This window comes from Streptomyces sp. NPDC001514 (assembly GCF_053597075.1).
Map to the genome: position 1 here is coordinate 15,958 of NZ_JBSFHO010000043.1, position 18,695 is coordinate 34,652.

Here is an 18,695-nt window from a genome sequence, read left to right on the forward strand (position 1 = left end):
TCACTTCCCGAACGCCATCATCGTCTTGGTCTCCTTCTCCTCCGCGTCGTTGGACGCGCTCACCCGGCTGCTGGCGATGTAGAACCGCCCGTCCTGGTAGATCATCTTCGGCGAGTAGAAGTCGCTCTCGATCTCGGCGGTGGACTTCGGGTGCTGCAGGATCACCTTCGGCTTACCGCCCGTCGGCGCCAGGGTCGCCACCGCGCCGCCCTCCAGGAAGGTGCCCTCCATGTACAGGAGGACGTCGGAACCCTCCATGCGCAGCGGCACCAGCGTGCGGTCGGCCGGGGCTTCGGCACGCCACTTCCGCTTGCCCGTGTTGAGGTCGAAAGCGACGACCGCGTTGGAGCGGGACTTGCCGGAGGCGGCGGGATCGGTCGCCATGTAGAAGGTGTTGGCATCGGCGGCGACACCGACGCAGCCCTCCAGATGGGCGCCGAAAATGATGAACCCGCCGCCGCAGCGCGGCTGGTACTTGTCCGTGCCTCCGTCGATCTGGGAGCGCAGGGTGCCGTTCGGGTTGAGCGCGATGACGCTCCACTTCTTCTGGTCCGGCTCCTCCAGCGAAAGCACGAGCGGGGAGACCGAGTAGACCTTGTCGACCTCCCAGTTGGCCGGGAGCTTGTACGTCCACAGCGCCTTGCCGGTCGCCGAATCGAGCTCCTGGACCTGGTTCTGCGCCTTGCCGTTGACCCTGGGGCAGGTCTCGGAGGCGATCAGCTTGGGGCCGCCGGCGAAGGCCTCCGGCTGGCAGTTGCCCGGGAGCTTGCCGAACAGCGCCTTGCCGTCGCTGACCCGGAACGCGTCCGAGTTGCCGAGGCGCGCGGCGGTCACGGTGTTGCCGCTGATGGTGAGGCTGATGTCGGAGAGCAGGTCCCAGGTGCCCTTCTTCTGGATGGACTGCTTCCAGCCGGCCTTGCCGGTGGTGACGTCGACCTGCTGGAGCTGGGTGCAGTTGGCCTTGTCGCTCGTCCCGTCCTTGTACGCGACGACGAGCTTGCCGTTGGCCGTCGGCTGCGTGCTGGCCGCGCACAGCTCGGCGGGGAAGGGGAGGCTCCACTTCTTCTGGCCGGTGGTGGCCGAGTAGCCCGTGAGCTCCTTGTACATGCCCTTGACGACGGTGTCGCCGACGACCCACGGACCGGACACGTCCGCACCGTCGCGCGGCAGGTCGACATCGTTCTTCGCCAGCCACAGGACCTTCGCCTCGCCCGGCTTGCGCCCGGCGTTGAGGTCGTCCACGCCGTCGCGGCCACCGCCCGTGCCGTCGCCCTGGTCGACGGACTCCGAGCCGTTCGGCTGCGGGAGCGCGGTCTGCTTGGCGGTGGGCTTGTTGTCGTCGTCATCGCCGCTCAGCGCGAACCAGGTGCCGGTGCCGATCACGAGGAGCGCCGCCACGGCCGCACCGATGATGACACCGGGCTTGCCCTTGAAGGGGTTGCCGCTGCCGCCACCGGGCGGCGGGGTGGGAACACCGGGGTACTGCGGCTGGGTGGGGTAGCCGTAGCCGCCCTGGGGCTGACCGTAGGGGCCCGGCTGCTGGTTGTACGGTCCGGGCTGCTGGCCGTACGGACCCGGCTGGTTGTACGAGCCGGGCTGGCCGGGCGCCTGCTGCGGGTAGCCGTAACCGGGCTGAGGAGTCTGGGGATAGCCGTAACCGGGCTGCGGCTGACCGGCCTGGGGCGGGACCCCCGGCGCGGTGGCCTGCGGCGGCGCCTGCGGTGGGACCGGCGGCATCTGGGGCGGCGGCGCGGGCTGTTGAGGCTGCTGCACGGGCTGTTGGGGCTGCTGGGGGACCTGCTGCTGGGGGTCCCCCCAGCTCGAAGAGCCTGGGGGAGGGTCCTGCGGAGACCCGAAGCCTCCCTGCGGCGGTTGCTGGCTGGGCGGCTGAGTCATGGCAGCACTTCCCCCTTCGTGCGGTCCACGGCCCGACCGGCCTCCCCCGCGATTCCGTCCGGCAGTTGCCTTACGGAAAGGAGCGAATCGGACATGGATGGCGCAGCGTCACGTCAGTCGAGCGGGGCTTCTTTTTATCACCCGGTTGGCCGGAAAGTACGGGCCGGCCCGCCCCTGTACCCAAGGGCGGACCGGCCCGTGATGCCGCCGTTACGCGTCCTCGGCGAGTTCGAGCCAGCGCAGCTCCAACTCCTCGCGCTCCCCTGCCAGTTCACGCAGTTCCGCGTCGAGCTTCGCCACCTTCTCGAAGTCGGTGGCGTTTTCGGCGATTTGCGAGTGCAGCTTGGTCTCCTTCTCGGAGATCTTGTCCAGTTGCCGCTCGATCTTCTGGAGTTCCTTCTTCGCGGCGCGCACGTCCGCGGCGGACTTCTCCGGAGCTCCGGACTTCGCCGGCGCGGCAGCCGGTGCCGGGGCCGCGGCCTCGATCATCCTCGCGCGCCGCTCCAGGTACTCGTCGATACCGCGCGGCAGCATCCGCAGCGCGGCGTCGCCGAGCAGCGCGTACACCCGGTCGGTGGTCCGCTCGACGAAGAACCGGTCGTGGGAGATGACGACCATCGAGCCGGGCCAGCCGTCGAGGACGTCCTCCAGCTGGTTGAGGGTCTCGATGTCGAGGTCGTTGGTGGGCTCGTCGAGGAAGAGGACGTTCGGCTCGTCCATCAGCAGCCGCAGCAGCTGGAGCCGGCGGCGCTCACCACCGGACAGATCGCCGACCGGAGTCCACTGCTTCTCCTTGGAGAAGCCGAACTGCTCACACAGCTGACCAGCCGTCATCTCCCGGCCCTTGCCGAGGTCGACGCGGTCGCGGACCTGCTGGACGGCCTCCAGCACCCGCAGGTTCGGGTCGAGTTCGGCGACCTCCTGGGAGAGATAGGCGAGCTTCACGGTCCTGCCGGTGACGATCCGCCCGGCGCTGGGCTGCTTCTCGCCGTCACTGCGGGCCGCCTCGGCCATCGCCCGCAGCAGCGAGGTCTTGCCGGCGCCGTTCACCCCCACCAGGCCGAACCGGTCGCCGGGGCCGAGCTGCCAGGTCAGATGCTTGAGCAGCACCTTCGGCCCGGCCTGGACGGTCACGTTCTCCAGGTCGAAGACCGTCTTGCCGAGCCGCGACGAGGCGAACTTCATCAGCTCGGAGGTGTCGCGCGGCGGCGGCACGTCCTTGATCAGCTCATTGGCGGCCTCGACGCGGAAGCGCGGCTTCGACGTACGGGCGGGGGCGCCGCGCCGCAGCCAGGCCAGCTCCTTGCGGACCAGGTTCTGCCGCTTGACCTCCTCGGTGGCGGCGATGCGCTCGCGCTCGGCGCGCGCGAAGACGTAGTCGGAGTACCCGCCCTCGTACTCGTACACCGTGCCGCGCTGGACGTCCCACATGCGCGTGCAGACCTGGTCGAGGAACCAGCGGTCGTGCGTGACGCAGACGAGCGCCGAGCGGCGCTCCCGCAGGTGGCGGGCGAGCCAGGCGATGCCCTCGACGTCGAGGTGGTTGGTCGGCTCGTCGAGGACGATCAGGTCCGGCTCACCGATGAGCAGCTTGGCGAGGGCGATACGGCGCCGCTCGCCACCGGAGAGCGGCGCGATGACGGTGTCCAGGCCCTGCGGGAATCCGGAGAGGTCGAGACCGTCGAAGAGCCCGGTGAGGACGTCACGGATCTTGGCGTTTCCGGCCCACTCGTGGTCGGCGAGGTCGCCGATGACCTCGTGCCGGATGGTGGCGGACGGGTCGAGCGAATCGTGCTGCGTGAGCACCCCGAGACGCAGCCCGCCGCTGTGCGTGACCCGGCCGGTGTCGGGCTCCTCCAGCCTGGCGAGCATCCGGATGAGGGTCGTCTTGCCGTCTCCGTTGCGCCCCACGACACCGATGCGGTCTCCCTCGGACACGCCGAGGGAGACTCCGTCGAGCAGGGCACGGGTGCCGTACACCTTGCTGACTGCCTCGACATTGACGAGGTTGACTGCCATTTCTCTCCTGACGCGGGGATCGATCGACCTCCCAGCGTAATCGTCGCGGCCGGGCGAAGGGGGCGCGTACGCTGCGCGACCGTACCGCCCCGGAGGGTGGACAGGCCTCGATCGAGCTCGGACGGCGGATGCCGGACAGGGAGTTCGTGGAGCCGGCGGAGGCGGCGCTGGGGGATACGGGGGGCGCGGCGGTAGAGGACGGCGGTGAGTCTGTGTACGTACGAGTGCCGGATGGTGCCGGGGTTGTTGCAGTCGGAGGCGTACCTGCGGGCCCTGTACGAGAACGAGGTGCCCCCGCTGTCGGACGAGCAGGTGGAGAGCCGGATCGCCGCACGGATGGAGCGTCAACGGCTGCTGGGCGAGCGGCCGAACGTTCCGTTCGGCTTCATCGTCGCCGAGGCGGAGCACCACCGAACTCGCCTGGTTCAACCGACACCGTCCACGTCCGCGACTCCAAGGTCCCCGACGGCCCCCAGCTCGCCCTTCCTGCCGCCGCCTGGTCGGCGTTCATCTCCCCGTTCGTCAACGGCGACCACGCGGCCTGAGCCCGCCCGAGCGCTCCACCAGCAGCCAGCCCGCCAGCGACATCGCGACGGCGGCCGGGGCGGTGACGGGGAACGCGATCAGCGTCGCCGAGTGGCCCTCCAGCAGCCCGCCGAAGCCGACCATCGACAGGCCGAGCACGCCGAGCAGGCACAGGGTGATGCCGAGCGCGGCGAGCGGGCCCGAGCCGGGGCCCGCGGGCGTCGGCGAAGGGCGCTCGAAGGAGCGGAACGCGGCGACCAGCAGCGTGGTGAGCACCGCCGCCGCGGCGATGCGGAACGGAGTCTGGGCCCACCAGGCCGCCGAGGCCGGTTCGGGGAGCGGGAGGCCGAGGGTGAGGACGGCGCCGTAGACGCCGAGCATCGCGGTGAGGTGCCACAGGAAGGCGGTCATGGCGATGCCGTTCGCCGCGACGACCGTCCGCCACACCCGGGGCCGCGCGACCAGCCGGGCCCCGGGCCCGCGGAGCAGCTCGACCGCGCCGACCAGCCACAGGCCGTGGCAGAGGAGGGCGAGGGTGGGCGGGGCCATGTTCGAGACCCGCTCCCCCGGCATCCCGACCATCGAAAGCGGATACGGGCCGAAGGCGACGAGCGCGGCGGCCCCGGCCAGACCGGTCGCCGCGAGCACGGACGGCAGCCGCAGCCGGCCGTCGGCACGCAGGAAGCCGAGCTGGTGGACGGCCAGCCAGACGAACGCGAAGTTCAGGAACTCCACGAAGGGGACGCCGAGCGCGAACCGGAGCACGTCCACCGCGGCCGCCCCGCCCGCGAGCGCCCCGAACGCGCCCCAGCCGTACCGCTCGTGCAACCTCAGCAGCGCCGGGGTGAAGGCGACCATCGCCAGATAGATGCCGATGAACCAGAGCGGCTGGGTCACCAGCCGCAGCGTGACCCCGGTCAGTCCGCCGCCCCCGCCGAGCAACTGGATGATCAGCGCAGCCGCTCCCCAGACCAGGACGAAGACCATGGTGGGACGCAGCAGCCGGCGCAGCCGGGCCCGCAGGAACGCCGCGTACACGGATCCGTCCGGCTGCTTGCGGCGCAGCGAGCGGTAGGAGAGCGCGTGCGAGAAGCCGCCGACGAAGAAGAACACCGGCATGATCTGCAGGGCCCAGGTGAGGAGTTGGAGCTCCGGCACGACGGCGAGCAGATTGCCGACGCCGTCGGCGGTGACGGCCGCCATCAGCCAGTGGCCGAGGACGACGGTCCCGAGCGAGGCGACCCGCAGCAGATCGACGTAACGGTCCCGGGTGTCCGGGGTGGCTTCGGCGAGCTCACGTACGCGTGTTGGCATACGGACACGGTGGCGCGTGCGGCGGTGCGAGCGTCAGCGCTCGCGTACTCAATTCCCGCGTGAGTACGCGGCCGTGACCGGCCGGTGCGGCCACGGCCCCCGGCTACACGAGCGTCGCGCCCGGGGCCGGGGCCTGGGCCACCCGCGCCGTGCGGCAGGTGCCCGAGGCCAGCAAGGCCTCGGCGATCGTTCCCGCCGCGTCCGCGTCCTTCGCGAGGAAGGCCGTCGTCGGGCCGGACCCCGAGACGAGGCTCGCGAGGGCGCCGGCATCGGTGCCGGCGCGGAGGGTGTCCGCGAGGGACGGCCGCAGCGACAGCGCCGCCGGCTGCAGGTCGTTCACGAGCGCGCCCGCGAGCGCGGCCGCGTCGCCCGTGCGCAGGGCGTCGAGGAGCATCGGGGCGGCCACCGGGGCGGGGACGTCCACGCCGGCGTTCAGGCGGTCGAACTCCCGGTACACGGCAGGGGTGGACAGCCCGCCGTCGGCGACCGCGAACACCCAGTGGAAGGCGCCCCCGACGGGCAGTTCCGTGAGCCGCTCGCCCCGGCCCGTGCCCAGCGCCGCGCCGCCGACCAGGCTGAACGGCACATCGCTGCCGAGCTCGGCGCAGATATCGAGGAGCTCGGCCTTCGACGCCCCGGTGGACCACAGCGCGTCGCACGCCAGCAGCGCGCCCGCGCCGTCGGCGCTGCCGCCGGCCATGCCGCCCGCGACCGGGATGTCCTTGGCGATGTGGATGTGGACGGCCGGGTCGATGCCGTGACGGGCGGCGAGCAGTTCGGCGGCGCGCGCGGCGAGGTTCGTACGGTCCAGGGGCACCTGGTCCGCGTCGGGGCCGGAGCAGGTGATCGTCAGCTCGTCGGCCGGGCTCACCGTGACCTCGTCGTACAGGCCGACGGCGAGGAAGACGTTGGCCAGGTCGTGGTAGCCGTCCTCCCGCGCGGCGCCCACCGCCAGCTGGACGTTGACCTTGGCGGGCACTCGTGCCGTGACGCTCACTTCTTGGCCTCCGCGATGCGCGCGAACTCTTCCACCGTCAGGGATTCGCCCCGCGCCTGCGGCGAGACGCCGGCCGCGACCAGCGCGGCCTCCGCCGCCGCGGGGGAGCCCGCCCAGCCGGCGAGGGCGGCGCGCAGGGTCTTGCGGCGCTGGGCGAAGGCCGCGTCGACGACGGCGAAGACCTCGGCCCTGGAGGCGGTCGTCCTCAGCGGCTCGGTCCGCCGGACCAGGGACACGAGCCCGGAGTCGACGTTGGGCGCGGGCCAGAAGACATTGCGGCCGATCGCGCCGGCCCGCTTGACCTCCGCGTACCAGTTGGCCTTCACGGACGGGACGCCGTAGACCTTGTTGCCGGGCCGGGCGGCGAGCCGGTCGGCGACCTCCGACTGGACCATGACGAGCGTGCGCTCGATGGTGGGGAAGCGCTCCAGCATGTGCAGCAGCACGGGCACGGCCACGTTGTACGGCAGGTTCGCGACGAGCGCGGTCGGCGCAGGACCCGGCAGCTCCTGGATGTGCATGGCGTCGGAGTGCACGAGCGCGAAGCGGTCCTTCCGCTCGGGCATCCGTGCGGCGATCGTGTTCGGCAGCGCGGCGGCCAGGACGTCGTCGATCTCGACGGCCGTCACGCGGTCCGCGGCTTCGAGCAGGGCGAGGGTGAGCGAGCCGAGCCCTGGTCCGACCTCCACCACGACGTCGTCGGGGCGCACCTCTGCGGTGCGGACGATCCGGCGGACCGTGTTGGCGTCGATGACGAAGTTCTGGCCCCGCTGCTTGGTGGGACGCACCCCGAGCGCTGCGGCCAGTTCACGGATGTCGGCGGGGCCGAGGAGGGCATCGGGGCCGGAGGGGCTGGAGAGGCTGGAGGGACCGGTGGGGCCGGTCGGACCCGTGGGCCCGTCGGGGCCGGACGAGCCGTCGGGATCGGTGCTGGTGCTCACCGGTACAGCCTACGGCCGCAGTGCGGCCACGGACTCGCCCCCCTTTGCACGTAGAGCTTCTTCGCTCGGTACGTCTGCTCGGCGGCGGTCGCGTCCTGCGGGCGGCCCTTGCCGCCCAGTGCGCGCCAGGTGGCGCCGTCGAACTGGTACAGCCCGCCGTAGGTCCCCGACGGGTCGACGGCATGGGGGCGCCCGCCCGACTCGCACCGGGCGAGGGCCTTCCAGTTGAGGCCGTCGGTGCCCTCGACCGAGTCCGGCAGCGGCTTGGTGCCGACCTTGATCCGCTGGGCGACCGGCTCCCGTAGGACCTCTTCGGAGATCTTCTTCGGCTTCTGCCGGACGCCGTTGACCGTGCGGAGGGAGTACGTCACGCGTCGGGCGCCGTGCCGTCCCTGCCGCTCGACGTCCTCGGTGCCGGAGTGCAGGGCCGGGTCCTGGATCCTGACGGTCTCGTACGGGATGGGCTCCTCGCGGACCTGCTGGGTGGCGGTGATCCGCATGACGGTGACGGTCTGGCCGTCACGCGGGAAGCTGCCGGGCGGCACGGACGTGGTGTCCTGGCCGCGCAGGGTGACCCCGGTCTGCTCGACCGCTTCGCGCACGGTCGCCGCGTTCGTACGGATGGTGCGCTCACGGCCGTCGGCCATGACGGTGACGGTCCGCTCGGTGAGTACGTCGAGCGCGAGGCCCCTGCGGGAGATCGGCAGGGAGCGGGACGCGGACAGGGACGCGCCGTCGGCCCGTACCCCGAGCCGGCGCAGCGCGTCGTCGACGGTGCGGGCGGTGGTCCACACCTGGCGGCGGCGGCCGTCGAGGGTGAGGGTGACGGGGCGCCCGTAGCGGACGACGACCTCGTCGCCGCTGGAGAGGGGGGCTCCGGGGGCCGGGGCGACGATGTCGTGCGCGCCTACGGTCACGCCCTCGTCGGCGAGCAGCTCGTGCACATCGTCGGCGAAGGTGTGCAGGCTGCGGGGTACGCCGTCGACGCTGAGCCGGACGGCCTTGTCGGCGGCGACGAAGGCGGTGGTGCCGCCGGCGAGGAAGGCGACGACGACGGCCTGCGGGACGATGCGGCGCAGGGCTTCGGGGGGTCCGCCCTGGCCCGTTCTGCGACGGCGGGCGGCGCGGCGGGTTTCGGCGCGGCCGCAGGGGGCGACAGGGCCGACGGAGGTGGCGGTGTCCGCGTCGCCGTGGACCAGCGCCGGGACGGTCGGCTCGTACGGCGACACGGCCGGACCCGGGACCACGACCGCAGCCGGGACCAGGACCGGAGCCGGTACGGCGACCGGAGCCGGAACCACGACCGGACCCGGGACGGCCACCGCAGCCGGGACCACGACCGGACCCGGGACCGCCACCGCAGCCGGGACCACGACCGGACCCGGGACCGCCACCGGAGCCGGCGGCACGGGCGGCGGCGCAGGCTCCATGAGCGAGGCGGCGCGGCGCCCGCCGCGTGCGGCACGGTGACTGCCCTGTGAAGTGCTCACGAGGCCGGGACCCTAGCCGAGCAGTGGTCACTCTCCAAAGCGACGCGACTACGCGGTGTCGTGGCCCTTCTCGCCGTTAACGATCAATAACCGAACGCCCGTGCAGTGTTCGCCGCGATCGCCCCCGCCATCGCGTCCTCGTCGATCCCGCGCACCGCGGCCATCGCCCGGACCGTGACCGGAATGAGATACGGCGCGTTGGGCCGTCCGCGGTACGGCGCGGGCGTCAGAAAGGGTGCGTCGGTCTCCACCAGGACGAGTTCCAGCGGTGCGACGGCGAGCGCGTCGCGCAGCGGCTGGGCGTTCTTGAAGGTGACATTGCCGGCGAACGACATGTAGTACCCGGCGTTCGCGCAGATAGGGGCCATATCGGCGTCCCCTGAATAGCAGTGGAACACGGTCCGCTCGGGGGCCCCTTCCTCCGCCAGAATGCGCAGCACATCGGCGTGCGCGTCCCGGTCGTGAATGACGAGGGCCTTTCCGTGGCGTTTGGCGATCTCGATATGGGCGCGGAAAGACGCCTCCTGGGCCGCGACACCTTCGGGGCCCGTACGGAAGAAGTCGAGACCGGTCTCGCCGACGGCCCTGACCTGCTCGAGCCCGGCGAGCCGGTCGATCTCGGCGAGCGCGTCGTCGAGGGCGGCGTCGCCGCCCGCCTCCCTGGCCCCCTGCCGCGACCAGCCGTCGGGGTCCCCGTGCACGATGCGGGGCGCCTCGTTCGGGTGCAGTGCCACGGCGGCGTGCACGTTCTCGTGCGCGGCGGCCGTCTCCGCGGCCCAGCGGGAGCCCTTGATGTCGCAGCCCACCTGGACGACGGTCGTCACACCGACCGAGGCGGCCTTCGCCAGGCCCTCCTCGACGGTGCCGCTCTGCATGTCCAGGTGGGTGTGCGAATCGGCGACCGGCACACTCAGCGGTGCCGGCAGCGGTGGAGGGGCGTCGTTGGACTTGGGGCTCATGAACGCGATCCTACGAGCCCCGGCCGTGTCGCTTCCGTACGGCTACCGCTTGTGGTGGGAGGAGCGGAACAGGTCGGACAGACGCCTGCGGCGTGCCGGCGCGGAGGCGTCGTCGGGGGCGTCCGCGGGCTTCGCCGCCGCGGATCCGGCTGCTTCTTCCGTCGCAGCCGGCGCTTCCGTCGCAGCCGGTGCCTTCTTGGCGGGTGAGTGAGTCGCCGGGACGGGTCCGGCGATGCCAGGTGCGACCGGGTAGTGGTAATGCGCGTCGAGCCTGTTACGCACCGAGGAGACCTGGCCGGCCCTCATGATCCGCACCTTGTGCTCGCCGCAGTTCAGGCACGTCGGCCGGGACAGCGGCGACGGAACGTGTATTCCGTCCGCCTTGTAGATGATGAAGTCGTGTCCGGCGGCGTCCGTGTGGTGCTCTATCTCGTACGCCTGCTCCCAGCCGTATCCGCATCGCATGCAGGCGAAGGCATAGGCCTCGTGGGCGACGCGAATACCTGCGATCTCGCTCATGTGAGCTCCTCTCCACTGATCCAGTGGACGCCTTTTCCGGCGGGAGCGCATCAGCGCCTGTCGATTAATGGAAGGGACTTGGGCCTTCCCATGCCCGAAAGGCTCGCCACACGGTCTGTGCTTTGCCTTTCAGGTTAGCCCTTTACCGTTGGCCGGAACGTTTCGATCCGCGTTCTTTGCCGCCACCACGGCATCGAACACCTCGCGTTTGGGTAGCCCCGCCTCCGCGGCGACGGCGGCGATCGCCTCCTTGCGTCGCTCCCCCGCCTCCTCGCGCACGCGCACCCGGCGCACCAGCTCGTCCGCGTCCAGCTCGGCGGGCCCGGCTGCCGGGGCACCCTCCACGACGACCGTGATCTCGCCGCGTACGCCCTCGGCCGCCCACGCCGCCAGCTCGCCGAGGCCGCCGCGCTTCACTTCCTCGTACGTCTTGGTCAGCTCGCGGCAGACGGCTGCCCTGCGGTCGGCGCCGAAGACCTCGGCCATGGCGGCCAGGGTGTCGTCGAGGCGGTGCGGGGCCTCGAAGTAGACAAGGGTGCGGCGCTCGTCGGCGACCTCGCGCAGCCGGCCGAGCCGCTCGCCCGCCTTGCGGGGCAGGAAGCCCTCGAAGCAGAAGCGGTCGACGGGGAGTCCGGACAGTGCGAGCGCGGTGAGCACGGCGGAGGGGCCCGGCACGGCCGTGACCTTGATGTCCTTCTCGACGGCCGCGGCGACCAGCCGGTAGCCGGGGTCGGAGACGGACGGCATCCCGGCGTCGGTCACGAGCAGCACCCGGGCCCCGCCCTCCAGCGCCTCGACCAGTTCGGGCGTACGGGCGGACTCGTTGCCCTCGAAGTAGGACACGACCCGGCCGCGGGTCTGCACGCCGAGCGCCTGGGTGAGCCGGCGCAGCCGCCGGGTGTCCTCCGCGGCGACCACATCTGCGGTCTCCAGCTCCGCCGCCAGCCGCGGCGGCGCGTCCGCCACATCGCCGATGGGCGTCCCTGCGAGTACGAGCGTTCCAGTCACCGATCCAGTCACAGAGCCATCCTCGCAGGGCGGGACACACCAATCGCACAGACGCGTTCCCTACGATGGCGCGGTGACCAGTACTGCCCCCCAGGCCCTGCACGGGACGGACACCGTGGAACAGCCACTCTCCTGGCAGCAGCGCCTGCGCAGATTCGGCCATGCGCCGCGGCCCGGGATCGGGCTGCGCGACCGGCTCGTGCCTCCTTACACGCGGCCGTCCGCCCGGCTGTGGTCGCTGCTCGGCGTGCCGCCGTCGGCGCACCGCACGGCCGAGCGGGCGGTGGCGTGGGGCGGGCCGCTGCTGGTGGCGCTGGTGGCCGGGGTGCTGCGGTTCTGGCATCTGGGCAGCCCCAAGGCGGTGATATTCGACGAGACGTACTACGCGAAGGACGCCTGGGCGCTGATCAACCAGGGCTACGAGGGCTCCTGGCCGAAGGATGTCGACAAGTCGATCCTGGCGAATCCGGACGCGGTCCCCGTGCCCGCGGACCCCGGCTATGTCGTCCACCCCCCGGTCGGGAAATGGGTCATCGGGCTCGGCGAGCAGCTCTTCGGCTTCACGCCCTTCGGCTGGCGCTTCATGGTGGCCGTGCTCGGCACGCTGTCCGTGCTCATGCTCTGCCGGATCGGGCGGCGGCTGTTCCGCTCGACATTCCTGGGCTGTCTGGCGGGCGCGCTGCTCGCCGTGGACGGGCTGCACTTCGTGATGAGCCGCACGGCGCTGCTCGACCAGGTGCTGATGTTCTTCGTGCTCGCGGCCTTCGGCTGCCTGCTCGTCGACCGCGACCGGTCACGCGGACGGCTGGCCGCCGCACTGCCGGTGGACGAGGAGGGCGTGCTGCGGCCCGACACGGAGGTCGCCGAGAACCTGCGGCTGGGCCTGCGGCCGTGGCGGATCGCGGCCGGGCTGATGCTGGGCCTGGCCTTCGCGACCAAGTGGAACGGCCTCTACATCCTGGCCGCCTTCGGCCTGATGACGGTGCTGTGGGACGTCGGTACCCGGCGCACGGCGGGCGCGGTGCATCCGTACACGGCGGTCCTGCGGCGCGACCTCGTCCCGGCGTTCGTCTCGACCGTGCCGGTGGCGATCGTCACGTACGTCGTCTCCTGGACGGGCTGGATCGTCACCGACAAGGGGTACTTCCGGGACTGGGCCGAGAAGGAGTCGCCGGGCGGGACCTGGTCCTGGCTGCCCGACTGGCTGCGCAGCCTCTGGCACTACGAGACCGAGGTCTACAACTTCCACGTCAACCTCACCTCGGGCCACACGTACCAGTCCAACCCGTGGAGCTGGATCGTCCTGGGCCGCCCCGTCTCCTACTTCTACGAGGACCCGGCCGCCGGCCGGGACGGCTGCCCCGTGACGACGGCGGGCAAGTGCGCCCGCGAGGTCCTGGCGATCGGCACCCCGCTGCTGTGGTGGGCCGCGTGCTTCGCCCTCGCGTACGTCCTGTGGCGCTGGCTCTTCCGCCGCGACTGGCGGGCCGGCGCGATCGCCTGCGGCGTTGCGGCGGGGTGGGTGCCGTGGTTCTTCTACCAGGAACGCACGATCTTCCTCTTCTACGCCGTCGTCTTCGTGCCGTTCCTGTGTCTCGCGGTCGCGATGATGATCGGCGCGATCGTGGGCCCGCCCGGGTCGGACGAACGGCGCAGGACGATCGGCGCCGTGGCTGCCGGGGTGCTGGTGCTGCTGATCATCTGGAACTTCATCTACTTCTGGCCGATCTACACGGGGCAGGCGATCCCGCTGGACGACTGGCGCAACAGGATGTGGCTGGACACCTGGGTGTAGCTGCACGAACGCCTCTGAGTGCGCGGCGGCCGGCCGCGCCCTCACAGGCGTTGTTGGTCGTTGCAGGGCTCTTCTCCTGCCGACAGGGCTTCGTGATCGAGGAGACAAGGCACTAGAAGCCTCTGCGCACGCCCCCGTCGATCGACAGCATCACTCCTGTCAGATACGACGCGGCGGGCGACAGCAGGAAGGCGGCGCTCCGGCCGAACTCGTCCGGCGTTCCGTAGCGGCGCAGGGGGACGTCGGCGGTCGCACTCTCGCGGGCGGCGTCGGCGTCTCCACCCCGTTCGTAGAGTTCGCGTACCCGGTCGGTTTCGATGTGGGCGGGCACGAGGCCGACGACACGGATGCCCCTTGGGCCCAGCTCGTTCGCGAGATTCTTCGCGTAGCCGGCCAGGCCCGGCCGCAAGGCATTGGAGATCGCAAGGTCAGGAATCGGCTCGTACACGGAGGTGGAAAGGACGAAGCCGATGACACTTCCCTCGCCCAGCTCCGCCGCGACGGCGCGGGACAGCCGCACCGCACCGAGGAAGACCGACTCGAAGGCGGCGCGCCACTGGTCGTCGTCGATGGTGTCCGACGTACCTGTCGGCGGTCCGCCGACGCTGATGAGCACCCCGTCCAGCCGCTTGAAGGCATCGCGGGCCGCAGCGATCAGCCGGGCCGGAGTCCCGGTGTCGGCGTTGTCGGCCACGACACCGACTACCCGCCCCGCGCCGCCGAGTTCCTCCTCGGCCGCAGCCACCGACTCCTCGCTGCGGCCGCTGACGACCACCCTCGCACCGTCCGCCACCAGCTCGCGCGCGGCGGCCCTGCCCAGCCCGCGGGTGCCACCGGTGACGATGTAGACCGGGTCCTTCAGGCCGAGGTCCATGACTGCTGTCCCCTCTCCGTTCCTGCGGGCCGCAAGGCCTACAACATCGCCTTCTGGGGTTGCGTGGGCACCACGATGACAGTGGTGGTGCCGGCGGCCAGGGCCGCCTTGAACTCCCGCTCCAGGTCCTGAGTGGTCTCTACGTCGACCGCGCGGCATCCGAAGCCATGGGCCACGGAGGCGATGTCGAGCCCTGGCAGGTCGAGTCCCGGAACGCCGGGAGTCTCCTCCAGCACCGCGAACGACTTGAGGATGGAGTACTCGTGGTTGTGCATGACCACGTACACGATCGGGAGGTTGTGCTGGGCCGCCGTCCAGATGGCCTGCACGGAGTACTGGAAGGAGCCGTCGCCGATCAGGCCGACGACCGGACGTTCGACGCCCCTGTCCCGGTCGCCGAGCGCGACGCCCACCGCAGCCGGGGTACCCCAGCCGATCCCGCCGCTGGCCGTGGCGAAGAACGATCCGGTCCTGACCGTGGGAAGCCACTCGACCTGCTGGGCCATCGTGGACGTCGATTCGTTGACGATGACCGCGTCGGGTGGCCGAACCTTGCTCAGGGTGGCATAGACCTCCGGCGGGGTGAGCGGACTGTTCGGCACCTGCGGCAGCTCGCGGGACCGCGCCATCGGCTCCGGAGGGGTTCGCGTCGATCCCTCAGCGACCATGTCCAGGAGCAGCTCGATCGCCATCGCGGGATCGCCCAGGAGGCTGTCGCCCATACGCGCCGCCGCGGCAACCCCGGGATTGCCGGTGATCTGCAGGAGCTCCGTGCCGTCGGGAAGGTAGTCGCCGGGCACGTAGGGGTAGTACCGGAACACCTCCGCGCCGATCACGACCACCAGGTCGTGCCCGGTCAGCCGGTCGCTGATGGTCTTCACCGACATGCCGAGCGGGCCGCCGAAGAGGGGGTGGTCCTCCGGGAAGGAGGCGCGGTCCAGCAGTGGGGCGCCGTAGACGGCCGCGCGCAGCTTCTCCGCCAGGGCGACGGCCCCGTCCCAGCCGCCGGCGCGGTCCACCTCCGGCCCGAAGACCAGTGCGGGACGACGGCTGGCGGAGATGCGATCGGCGAATCCGCGCAGCCGCTCCGTGTCCGGGGCGACGCGGTCGCTCACCGTCCGCACCCGGGCGAAACCGGACAGGGGCTCCTTCCAGTCGCCCATGGGAATCGACAGGTAGACCGGCCCCGTCGGCGGCTGCAACGCCTCCGCGTAGGCCCGCATGAAGGCTTCCGGGACGTCTTCGGCGCGGGCCGGCTCATAGGACCACTTCACCCACGGCTTCGGCAGTGTGATGGCCTCGCGGTTGCCGAGATACGGCTCCCCGATCAACAGGTCCCGATGCTGCTGTCCCGAGGTGATGATCAGAGGCGTGCTTCCGTGGTAGGCCGCCACCAGGTTGCCCACCGCGTTGCCCAGCCCCGCCGAGGAGTGCACGTTGACCAGTGCGGGGCGGCCGGTCACTTGGGCAAACGTGTCGGCCATCGCGATGACGGACGCCTCCTGCAGCGCCAGGACGTAGGTGAAGTCCTCGGGGAATTCCTGCAGGAAGGGCTGTTCGGTGGAGCCAGGATTACCGAAGACCGTGGTGAGTTTCAGGGTCCGCAGCAGGTCGTAGGTCACGCTACGGACGGTGGATTCCTCAGTCATGGTTACTACCGACTTTCGTGCTGGAACTGGGCGCCGGGTCACCGGCACTGCCCGTGGGGGCTGCTCCGTGAAGGCCCGGGCGCCTTCCTCAGCTGACGCCGCAGCCGCCCCCAGAACGTCGGCTCGGCGGTCACGACAGGTCCGCCTCCCAGGTACTCAGGGGGCGCAGGGGCGGGTCTCGGTCCAGTCGACGAGCAGTCGGCGCTCGGCGAAGAACCAGTCGCCGCCCTGCTTGACGAACTGACGGGCCATCTGACCCTTGGCGTCCCCACGGTCCCCGCAGTGCGCGTAGGCGTCGATCAGCTCGCGGATGGCCGGCCGGTCGGCGGCTTCCTGGGGTGAGAGCGCAGCGTGGGAGGACATATCGACTCCCGTCATACAAACTATTTGACATGTGTATAAGAGCACTGGTCGCGGGCGGCCGCAACCGGGCGGTATGGACTGGAGGGCAGCTCTGTGAGTACTGCGAGCGAGAGGACCGATCCCCGCGTTACACGGACGATCACCGCCCTGCAGCGGGCCGCCGTGGAGCTCGCCTCGCAGCGACCCGTCTCCCGGATCACCGTCGCCGAGCTGGCCGGGCGCGCCGGGGTCACCCGGGCGACCTTCTACAACCGCTACAGCACCCCCCTCGATCCACTCGTCGAGGCGCTCTACGCAGACCTGGAGACCGGCCACCGGCTGGAGGACCGGCGTCGCGCCGAGGGGTACCCGGGCCAGGAACTGCTGCGGCTGGCCGTTGCGGAGGTGGCCGACCACGTCGACCGGTTCGCGGGCGTCTACCGGCACGCCCTCGACGACCCGGCGGACCGCGGCGTCTATGACGCGCTGGTCCGCCACTTCAACGACTACGCCCTCACCTTCCTCGCCCGCGCCACCGGCGCCGGCATCCCCGACGCCGACCATCAGGTGATCGCCCAGTTCCTCGGCCACGGCTTCGCCGGAGCGATCAAGGCCTGGCTCAGTGATCCGTCCATCACCAAGGACAACCTGGTCGACGCCGCCGTGGCATGCGCTCCCGCTTGGTGGGCGGCTGCTGGAGCCAGTGCCCCGCCCAAGACAATTGACCAAGGCCGTCCTTGACCGAGGCCGCGCCTTCGGGCCGGAAACCTCACGGGCCGGCTTCCGCTGCGCAGCGTCTTCATGGCCATCGACCAGGCCTCCAGCTGGTCGAACAGGGTGGTCGCCCCTGCGTCGTGGTGCTCTCCGGGCTTGCACAGGTCGGCGAAGAGCCCGCCGCCCATGCCGTCACCGGCGATCGGCAGCGCTTTACGCCTCGTGCTGCCTCAGCCATTCCTTCTCCTGACCCGGGTCGGGCAGGACCTGGCCGGCTTCGACAGCGGAACGCGCGGGACTGTCCTGGATCACCACCAGGACACGGTGCTCGGGTATCCCAGCAATGCGGGAAGCGGCCGCCGATAGCTCGAGTGCCAAGCGGGTCGTCTCCTCCTGCGGGTGGCCGCGGCGCGCCCAGCCGCTGATCAGGAGCGGCGCCCCGGGTTCTCCACCGACGTAGACGCTGTCCTGGGGCAGCTCGGAGAAGACCACGTTGACGTAGGCGGGCGGAACGTGATTGATCTCCGCGTGGATCCGGGTGATCTCGGCGGCCAGGTCGCCCTTGGCGCCGGCCCGCAGCGTTCCCTGGGCGGTGGTGCAGGTGTAGATGGGCACGTCGACTCCTGAGACGTGAGAGCTGTGGGCGTGCCCCCCAAGGCATCGGGGGCACGGCTGCGTTGGGGATGGTTCGTGGTGGAGGAGGAACCCCGCGGGGTGAGGGCTGGTGGCGGGCCCTCGTGGTGTGTGGGGTGGTTAGTTGCTGGGGCCGGTGAGGGTCTTGAGGTCGGTGACGGTGTAGGCGAGGTCGAAGTGGAATCCCTTGCCGGTGCGCTGGATGGGCAGGTCGGCGAGTTCTTCGCCGCGGGCAGGGAGGAAGGCGAGGTCGGCGGTGCCGACCCAGGCGTCACTGATGGCGGTGTCGTCCAGGACGGACATGACCAGTTCGTGGACGGCGGGCCTGTCGTGTTGTCCGGCAGCCAGGCGCGGGAAGTGGCGAAGGTTGACCACGGGTCGGTTCATCAGCGCGGTGGGGTCAGGAACCGGCTGTTCCAGGGTGATCTTGGCTTCGGCGATGCGCTGTCCGGCGGCGGAGGCGGTGGCGGCGAACTGTCCGCCCTCGCCGAGGACCGGGGTGCCGGGGCCGCCGACGGAGTAGGCGCGGGTCTGGTGGACGGCGCCGAGCTTCTTGGGGAAGCCCTGGATCCAGCCACGGGCCATGGCGAGTCGTTGTCGACGTAGATGTAGGGGCACCAGGCCACCGGGGTGCCGTTGTAGTGGGCGTCCAGGGTGATCAAGAACTCCCGGTACTGCGAGCGTGCGGGGTCCAGGTACTCCAGCCCGGTGGAGGAGTACTGCCAGTCGATGAACATCGCGACGCCGCGGCCGGCGGAGTCCGGGTCGGGCGTCAGGCCCTCTGGCAGCGTCGCCGTGGCAGCGGCCGGGTCGGTGAAGAACTCCACACCCACCACGGTGCCGGCGTAGTGCCACGGCGGAGCGGGCGCCAGGTTCGCGATGCCGCGGGGAGACAGAGGGACGGTGTAACCCTTCATGACACGAACTCCTTCGGAAAGAGACCAGAGCGAAACGATACGTAGCGTTTCAATCGCAGCAACGCGACAGTAGCACGCCTTGACCCACGAGTGAAACGATCCG

General features: G+C 71.0%; 15 protein-coding genes and 3 pseudogenes. 4 read left to right on the top strand and 14 right to left on the bottom strand.

The features are described 5' to 3' along the window. Window positions 1–1,896, bottom strand: a complete 1,896-nt coding sequence (locus ACWCXB_RS32720; protein ID WP_450727452.1) for an outer membrane protein assembly factor BamB family protein — start codon at window positions 1,894–1,896, stop codon at window positions 1–3. 210 nt (window positions 1,897–2,106) lie between these two features. Next, complete coding sequence (locus tag ACWCXB_RS32725; RefSeq protein ID WP_450727454.1) at window positions 2,107–3,915, bottom strand: ABC-F family ATP-binding cassette domain-containing protein; 1,809 nt, start codon at window positions 3,913–3,915, stop codon at window positions 2,107–2,109. Window positions 3,916–4,022: 107 nt separating this feature from the next. Between ACWCXB_RS32725 and ACWCXB_RS32730 the strand changes: the two are divergent. Both ACWCXB_RS32730 and ACWCXB_RS32735 read left to right on the top strand, forming a co-directional pair. Then, window positions 4,023–4,329, top strand: a pseudogene (locus ACWCXB_RS32730) (Scr1 family TA system antitoxin-like transcriptional regulator); the annotation flags it as partial. A 14-nt stretch (window positions 4,330–4,343) separates the two neighbouring features. After that, window positions 4,344–4,460, top strand: a pseudogene (locus tag ACWCXB_RS32735) (DUF397 domain-containing protein); the annotation flags it as partial. Here ACWCXB_RS32735 and ACWCXB_RS32740 read toward each other — a convergent pair. From ACWCXB_RS32740 to rsmI, 7 genes are all read right to left on the bottom strand, one after another. Further along, entirely contained in the window at window positions 4,438–5,754 is a 1,317-nt protein-coding gene (locus ACWCXB_RS32740) for an acyltransferase family protein (protein WP_450727456.1), read from the bottom strand. The pseudogene ACWCXB_RS32735 and the gene ACWCXB_RS32740 sit on opposite strands and share 23 nt — an antisense overlap. A gap of 103 nt (window positions 5,755–5,857) precedes the next feature. Next, on the bottom strand, window positions 5,858–6,751 hold the full coding sequence (locus ACWCXB_RS32745) for a 4-(cytidine 5'-diphospho)-2-C-methyl-D-erythritol kinase (RefSeq protein ID WP_450727458.1): 894 nt from the start codon (window positions 6,749–6,751) through the stop codon (window positions 5,858–5,860). Next, entirely contained in the window at window positions 6,748–7,566 is an 819-nt protein-coding gene (gene rsmA, locus ACWCXB_RS32750) for a 16S rRNA (adenine(1518)-N(6)/adenine(1519)-N(6))-dimethyltransferase RsmA (protein WP_450727530.1), read from the bottom strand. Before rsmA ends, ACWCXB_RS32745 begins: the two co-directional genes overlap by 4 nt. Window positions 7,567–7,688: 122 nt before the next feature. Then, window positions 7,689–9,122 carry a ubiquitin-like domain-containing protein gene (locus tag ACWCXB_RS32755; RefSeq protein ID WP_450727532.1) on the bottom strand — a complete coding sequence of 478 codons (1,434 nt, stop codon included), beginning with the start codon at window positions 9,120–9,122 and terminating at the stop codon, window positions 7,689–7,691. Window positions 9,123–9,265: 143 nt separating this feature from the next. Beyond that, complete coding sequence (locus tag ACWCXB_RS32760; RefSeq protein WP_450727460.1) at window positions 9,266–10,141, bottom strand: TatD family hydrolase; 876 nt, start codon at window positions 10,139–10,141, stop codon at window positions 9,266–9,268. A gap of 42 nt (window positions 10,142–10,183) precedes the next feature. Further along, window positions 10,184–10,660, bottom strand: a complete 477-nt coding sequence (locus ACWCXB_RS32765) for a hypothetical protein (protein WP_450727462.1) — start codon at window positions 10,658–10,660, stop codon at window positions 10,184–10,186. A 129-nt stretch (window positions 10,661–10,789) separates the two neighbouring features. Next, window positions 10,790–11,668 carry a 16S rRNA (cytidine(1402)-2'-O)-methyltransferase gene (gene rsmI, locus ACWCXB_RS32770; protein ID WP_450727534.1) on the bottom strand — a complete coding sequence of 293 codons (879 nt, stop codon included), beginning with the start codon at window positions 11,666–11,668 and terminating at the stop codon, window positions 10,790–10,792. 73 nt (window positions 11,669–11,741) lie between these two features. On the opposite strand from rsmI, the gene ACWCXB_RS32775 reads away from it, so the two are divergent. Then, on the top strand, window positions 11,742–13,463 hold the full coding sequence (locus ACWCXB_RS32775; protein WP_450727464.1) for a dolichyl-phosphate-mannose--protein mannosyltransferase: 1,722 nt from the start codon (window positions 11,742–11,744) through the stop codon (window positions 13,461–13,463). A gap of 112 nt (window positions 13,464–13,575) precedes the next feature. On the opposite strand, the gene ACWCXB_RS32780 is transcribed toward ACWCXB_RS32775, so the two are convergent. From ACWCXB_RS32780 to ACWCXB_RS32790, 3 genes are all read right to left on the bottom strand, one after another. Next, window positions 13,576–14,337 carry an SDR family oxidoreductase gene (locus ACWCXB_RS32780; RefSeq protein WP_450727466.1) on the bottom strand — a complete coding sequence of 254 codons (762 nt, stop codon included), beginning with the start codon at window positions 14,335–14,337 and terminating at the stop codon, window positions 13,576–13,578. Window positions 14,338–14,375: 38 nt separating this feature from the next. After that, window positions 14,376–15,986, bottom strand: a complete 1,611-nt coding sequence (gene mdlC, locus ACWCXB_RS32785; protein ID WP_450727468.1) for a benzoylformate decarboxylase — start codon at window positions 15,984–15,986, stop codon at window positions 14,376–14,378. 156 nt (window positions 15,987–16,142) lie between these two features. Then, the gene (locus ACWCXB_RS32790; RefSeq protein ID WP_450727470.1) at window positions 16,143–16,349 is read right to left on the bottom strand and encodes a hypothetical protein; all 207 of its coding nucleotides are present in this window, start codon (window positions 16,347–16,349) and stop codon (window positions 16,143–16,145) included. A 93-nt stretch (window positions 16,350–16,442) separates the two neighbouring features. Here ACWCXB_RS32790 and ACWCXB_RS32795 point away from each other — a divergent pair, with 93 nt between their 5' ends. Beyond that, window positions 16,443–17,069, top strand: a complete 627-nt coding sequence (locus tag ACWCXB_RS32795) for a TetR/AcrR family transcriptional regulator (protein WP_450727472.1) — start codon at window positions 16,443–16,445, stop codon at window positions 17,067–17,069. A gap of 186 nt (window positions 17,070–17,255) precedes the next feature. Here the strand turns inward: ACWCXB_RS32795 and ACWCXB_RS32800 are convergent, their stop codons facing one another. After that, window positions 17,256–17,657 (bottom strand): tautomerase family protein, encoded by a 402-nt coding sequence (locus ACWCXB_RS32800; RefSeq protein WP_450727474.1) that lies wholly within the window; start codon window positions 17,655–17,657, stop codon window positions 17,256–17,258. Window positions 17,658–17,795: 138 nt separating this feature from the next. Further along, window positions 17,796–18,592, bottom strand: a pseudogene (locus ACWCXB_RS32805) (acetoacetate decarboxylase family protein). Between the last annotated feature and the right edge of the window lie 103 nt (window positions 18,593–18,695).

Excerpts from the sequence above, each read along its gene's own strand:
- ACWCXB_RS32720 (WP_450727452.1), bottom strand. The coding sequence starts at position 1,896 with ATGACTCAGCCGCCCAGCCAGCAACCGCCGCAGGGAGGCTTCGGGTCT.
- ACWCXB_RS32790 (WP_450727470.1), bottom strand. The coding sequence starts at position 16,349 with ATGTCCTCCCACGCTGCGCTCTCACCCCAGGAAGCCGCCGACCGGCCG.
- ACWCXB_RS32725 (WP_450727454.1), bottom strand. The coding sequence starts at position 3,915 with ATGGCAGTCAACCTCGTCAATGTCGAGGCAGTCAGCAAGGTGTACGGC.
- ACWCXB_RS32765 (WP_450727462.1), bottom strand. The coding sequence starts at position 10,660 with ATGAGCGAGATCGCAGGTATTCGCGTCGCCCACGAGGCCTATGCCTTC.
- ACWCXB_RS32755 (WP_450727532.1), bottom strand. The coding sequence starts at position 9,122 with ATGGAGCCTGCGCCGCCGCCCGTGCCGCCGGCTCCGGTGGCGGTCCCG.
- ACWCXB_RS32780 (WP_450727466.1), bottom strand. The coding sequence starts at position 14,337 with ATGGACCTCGGCCTGAAGGACCCGGTCTACATCGTCACCGGTGGCACC.
- mdlC (WP_450727468.1), bottom strand. The coding sequence starts at position 15,986 with ATGACTGAGGAATCCACCGTCCGTAGCGTGACCTACGACCTGCTGCGG.
- ACWCXB_RS32760 (WP_450727460.1), bottom strand. The coding sequence starts at position 10,141 with ATGAGCCCCAAGTCCAACGACGCCCCTCCACCGCTGCCGGCACCGCTG.
- ACWCXB_RS32740 (WP_450727456.1), bottom strand. The coding sequence starts at position 5,754 with ATGCCAACACGCGTACGTGAGCTCGCCGAAGCCACCCCGGACACCCGG.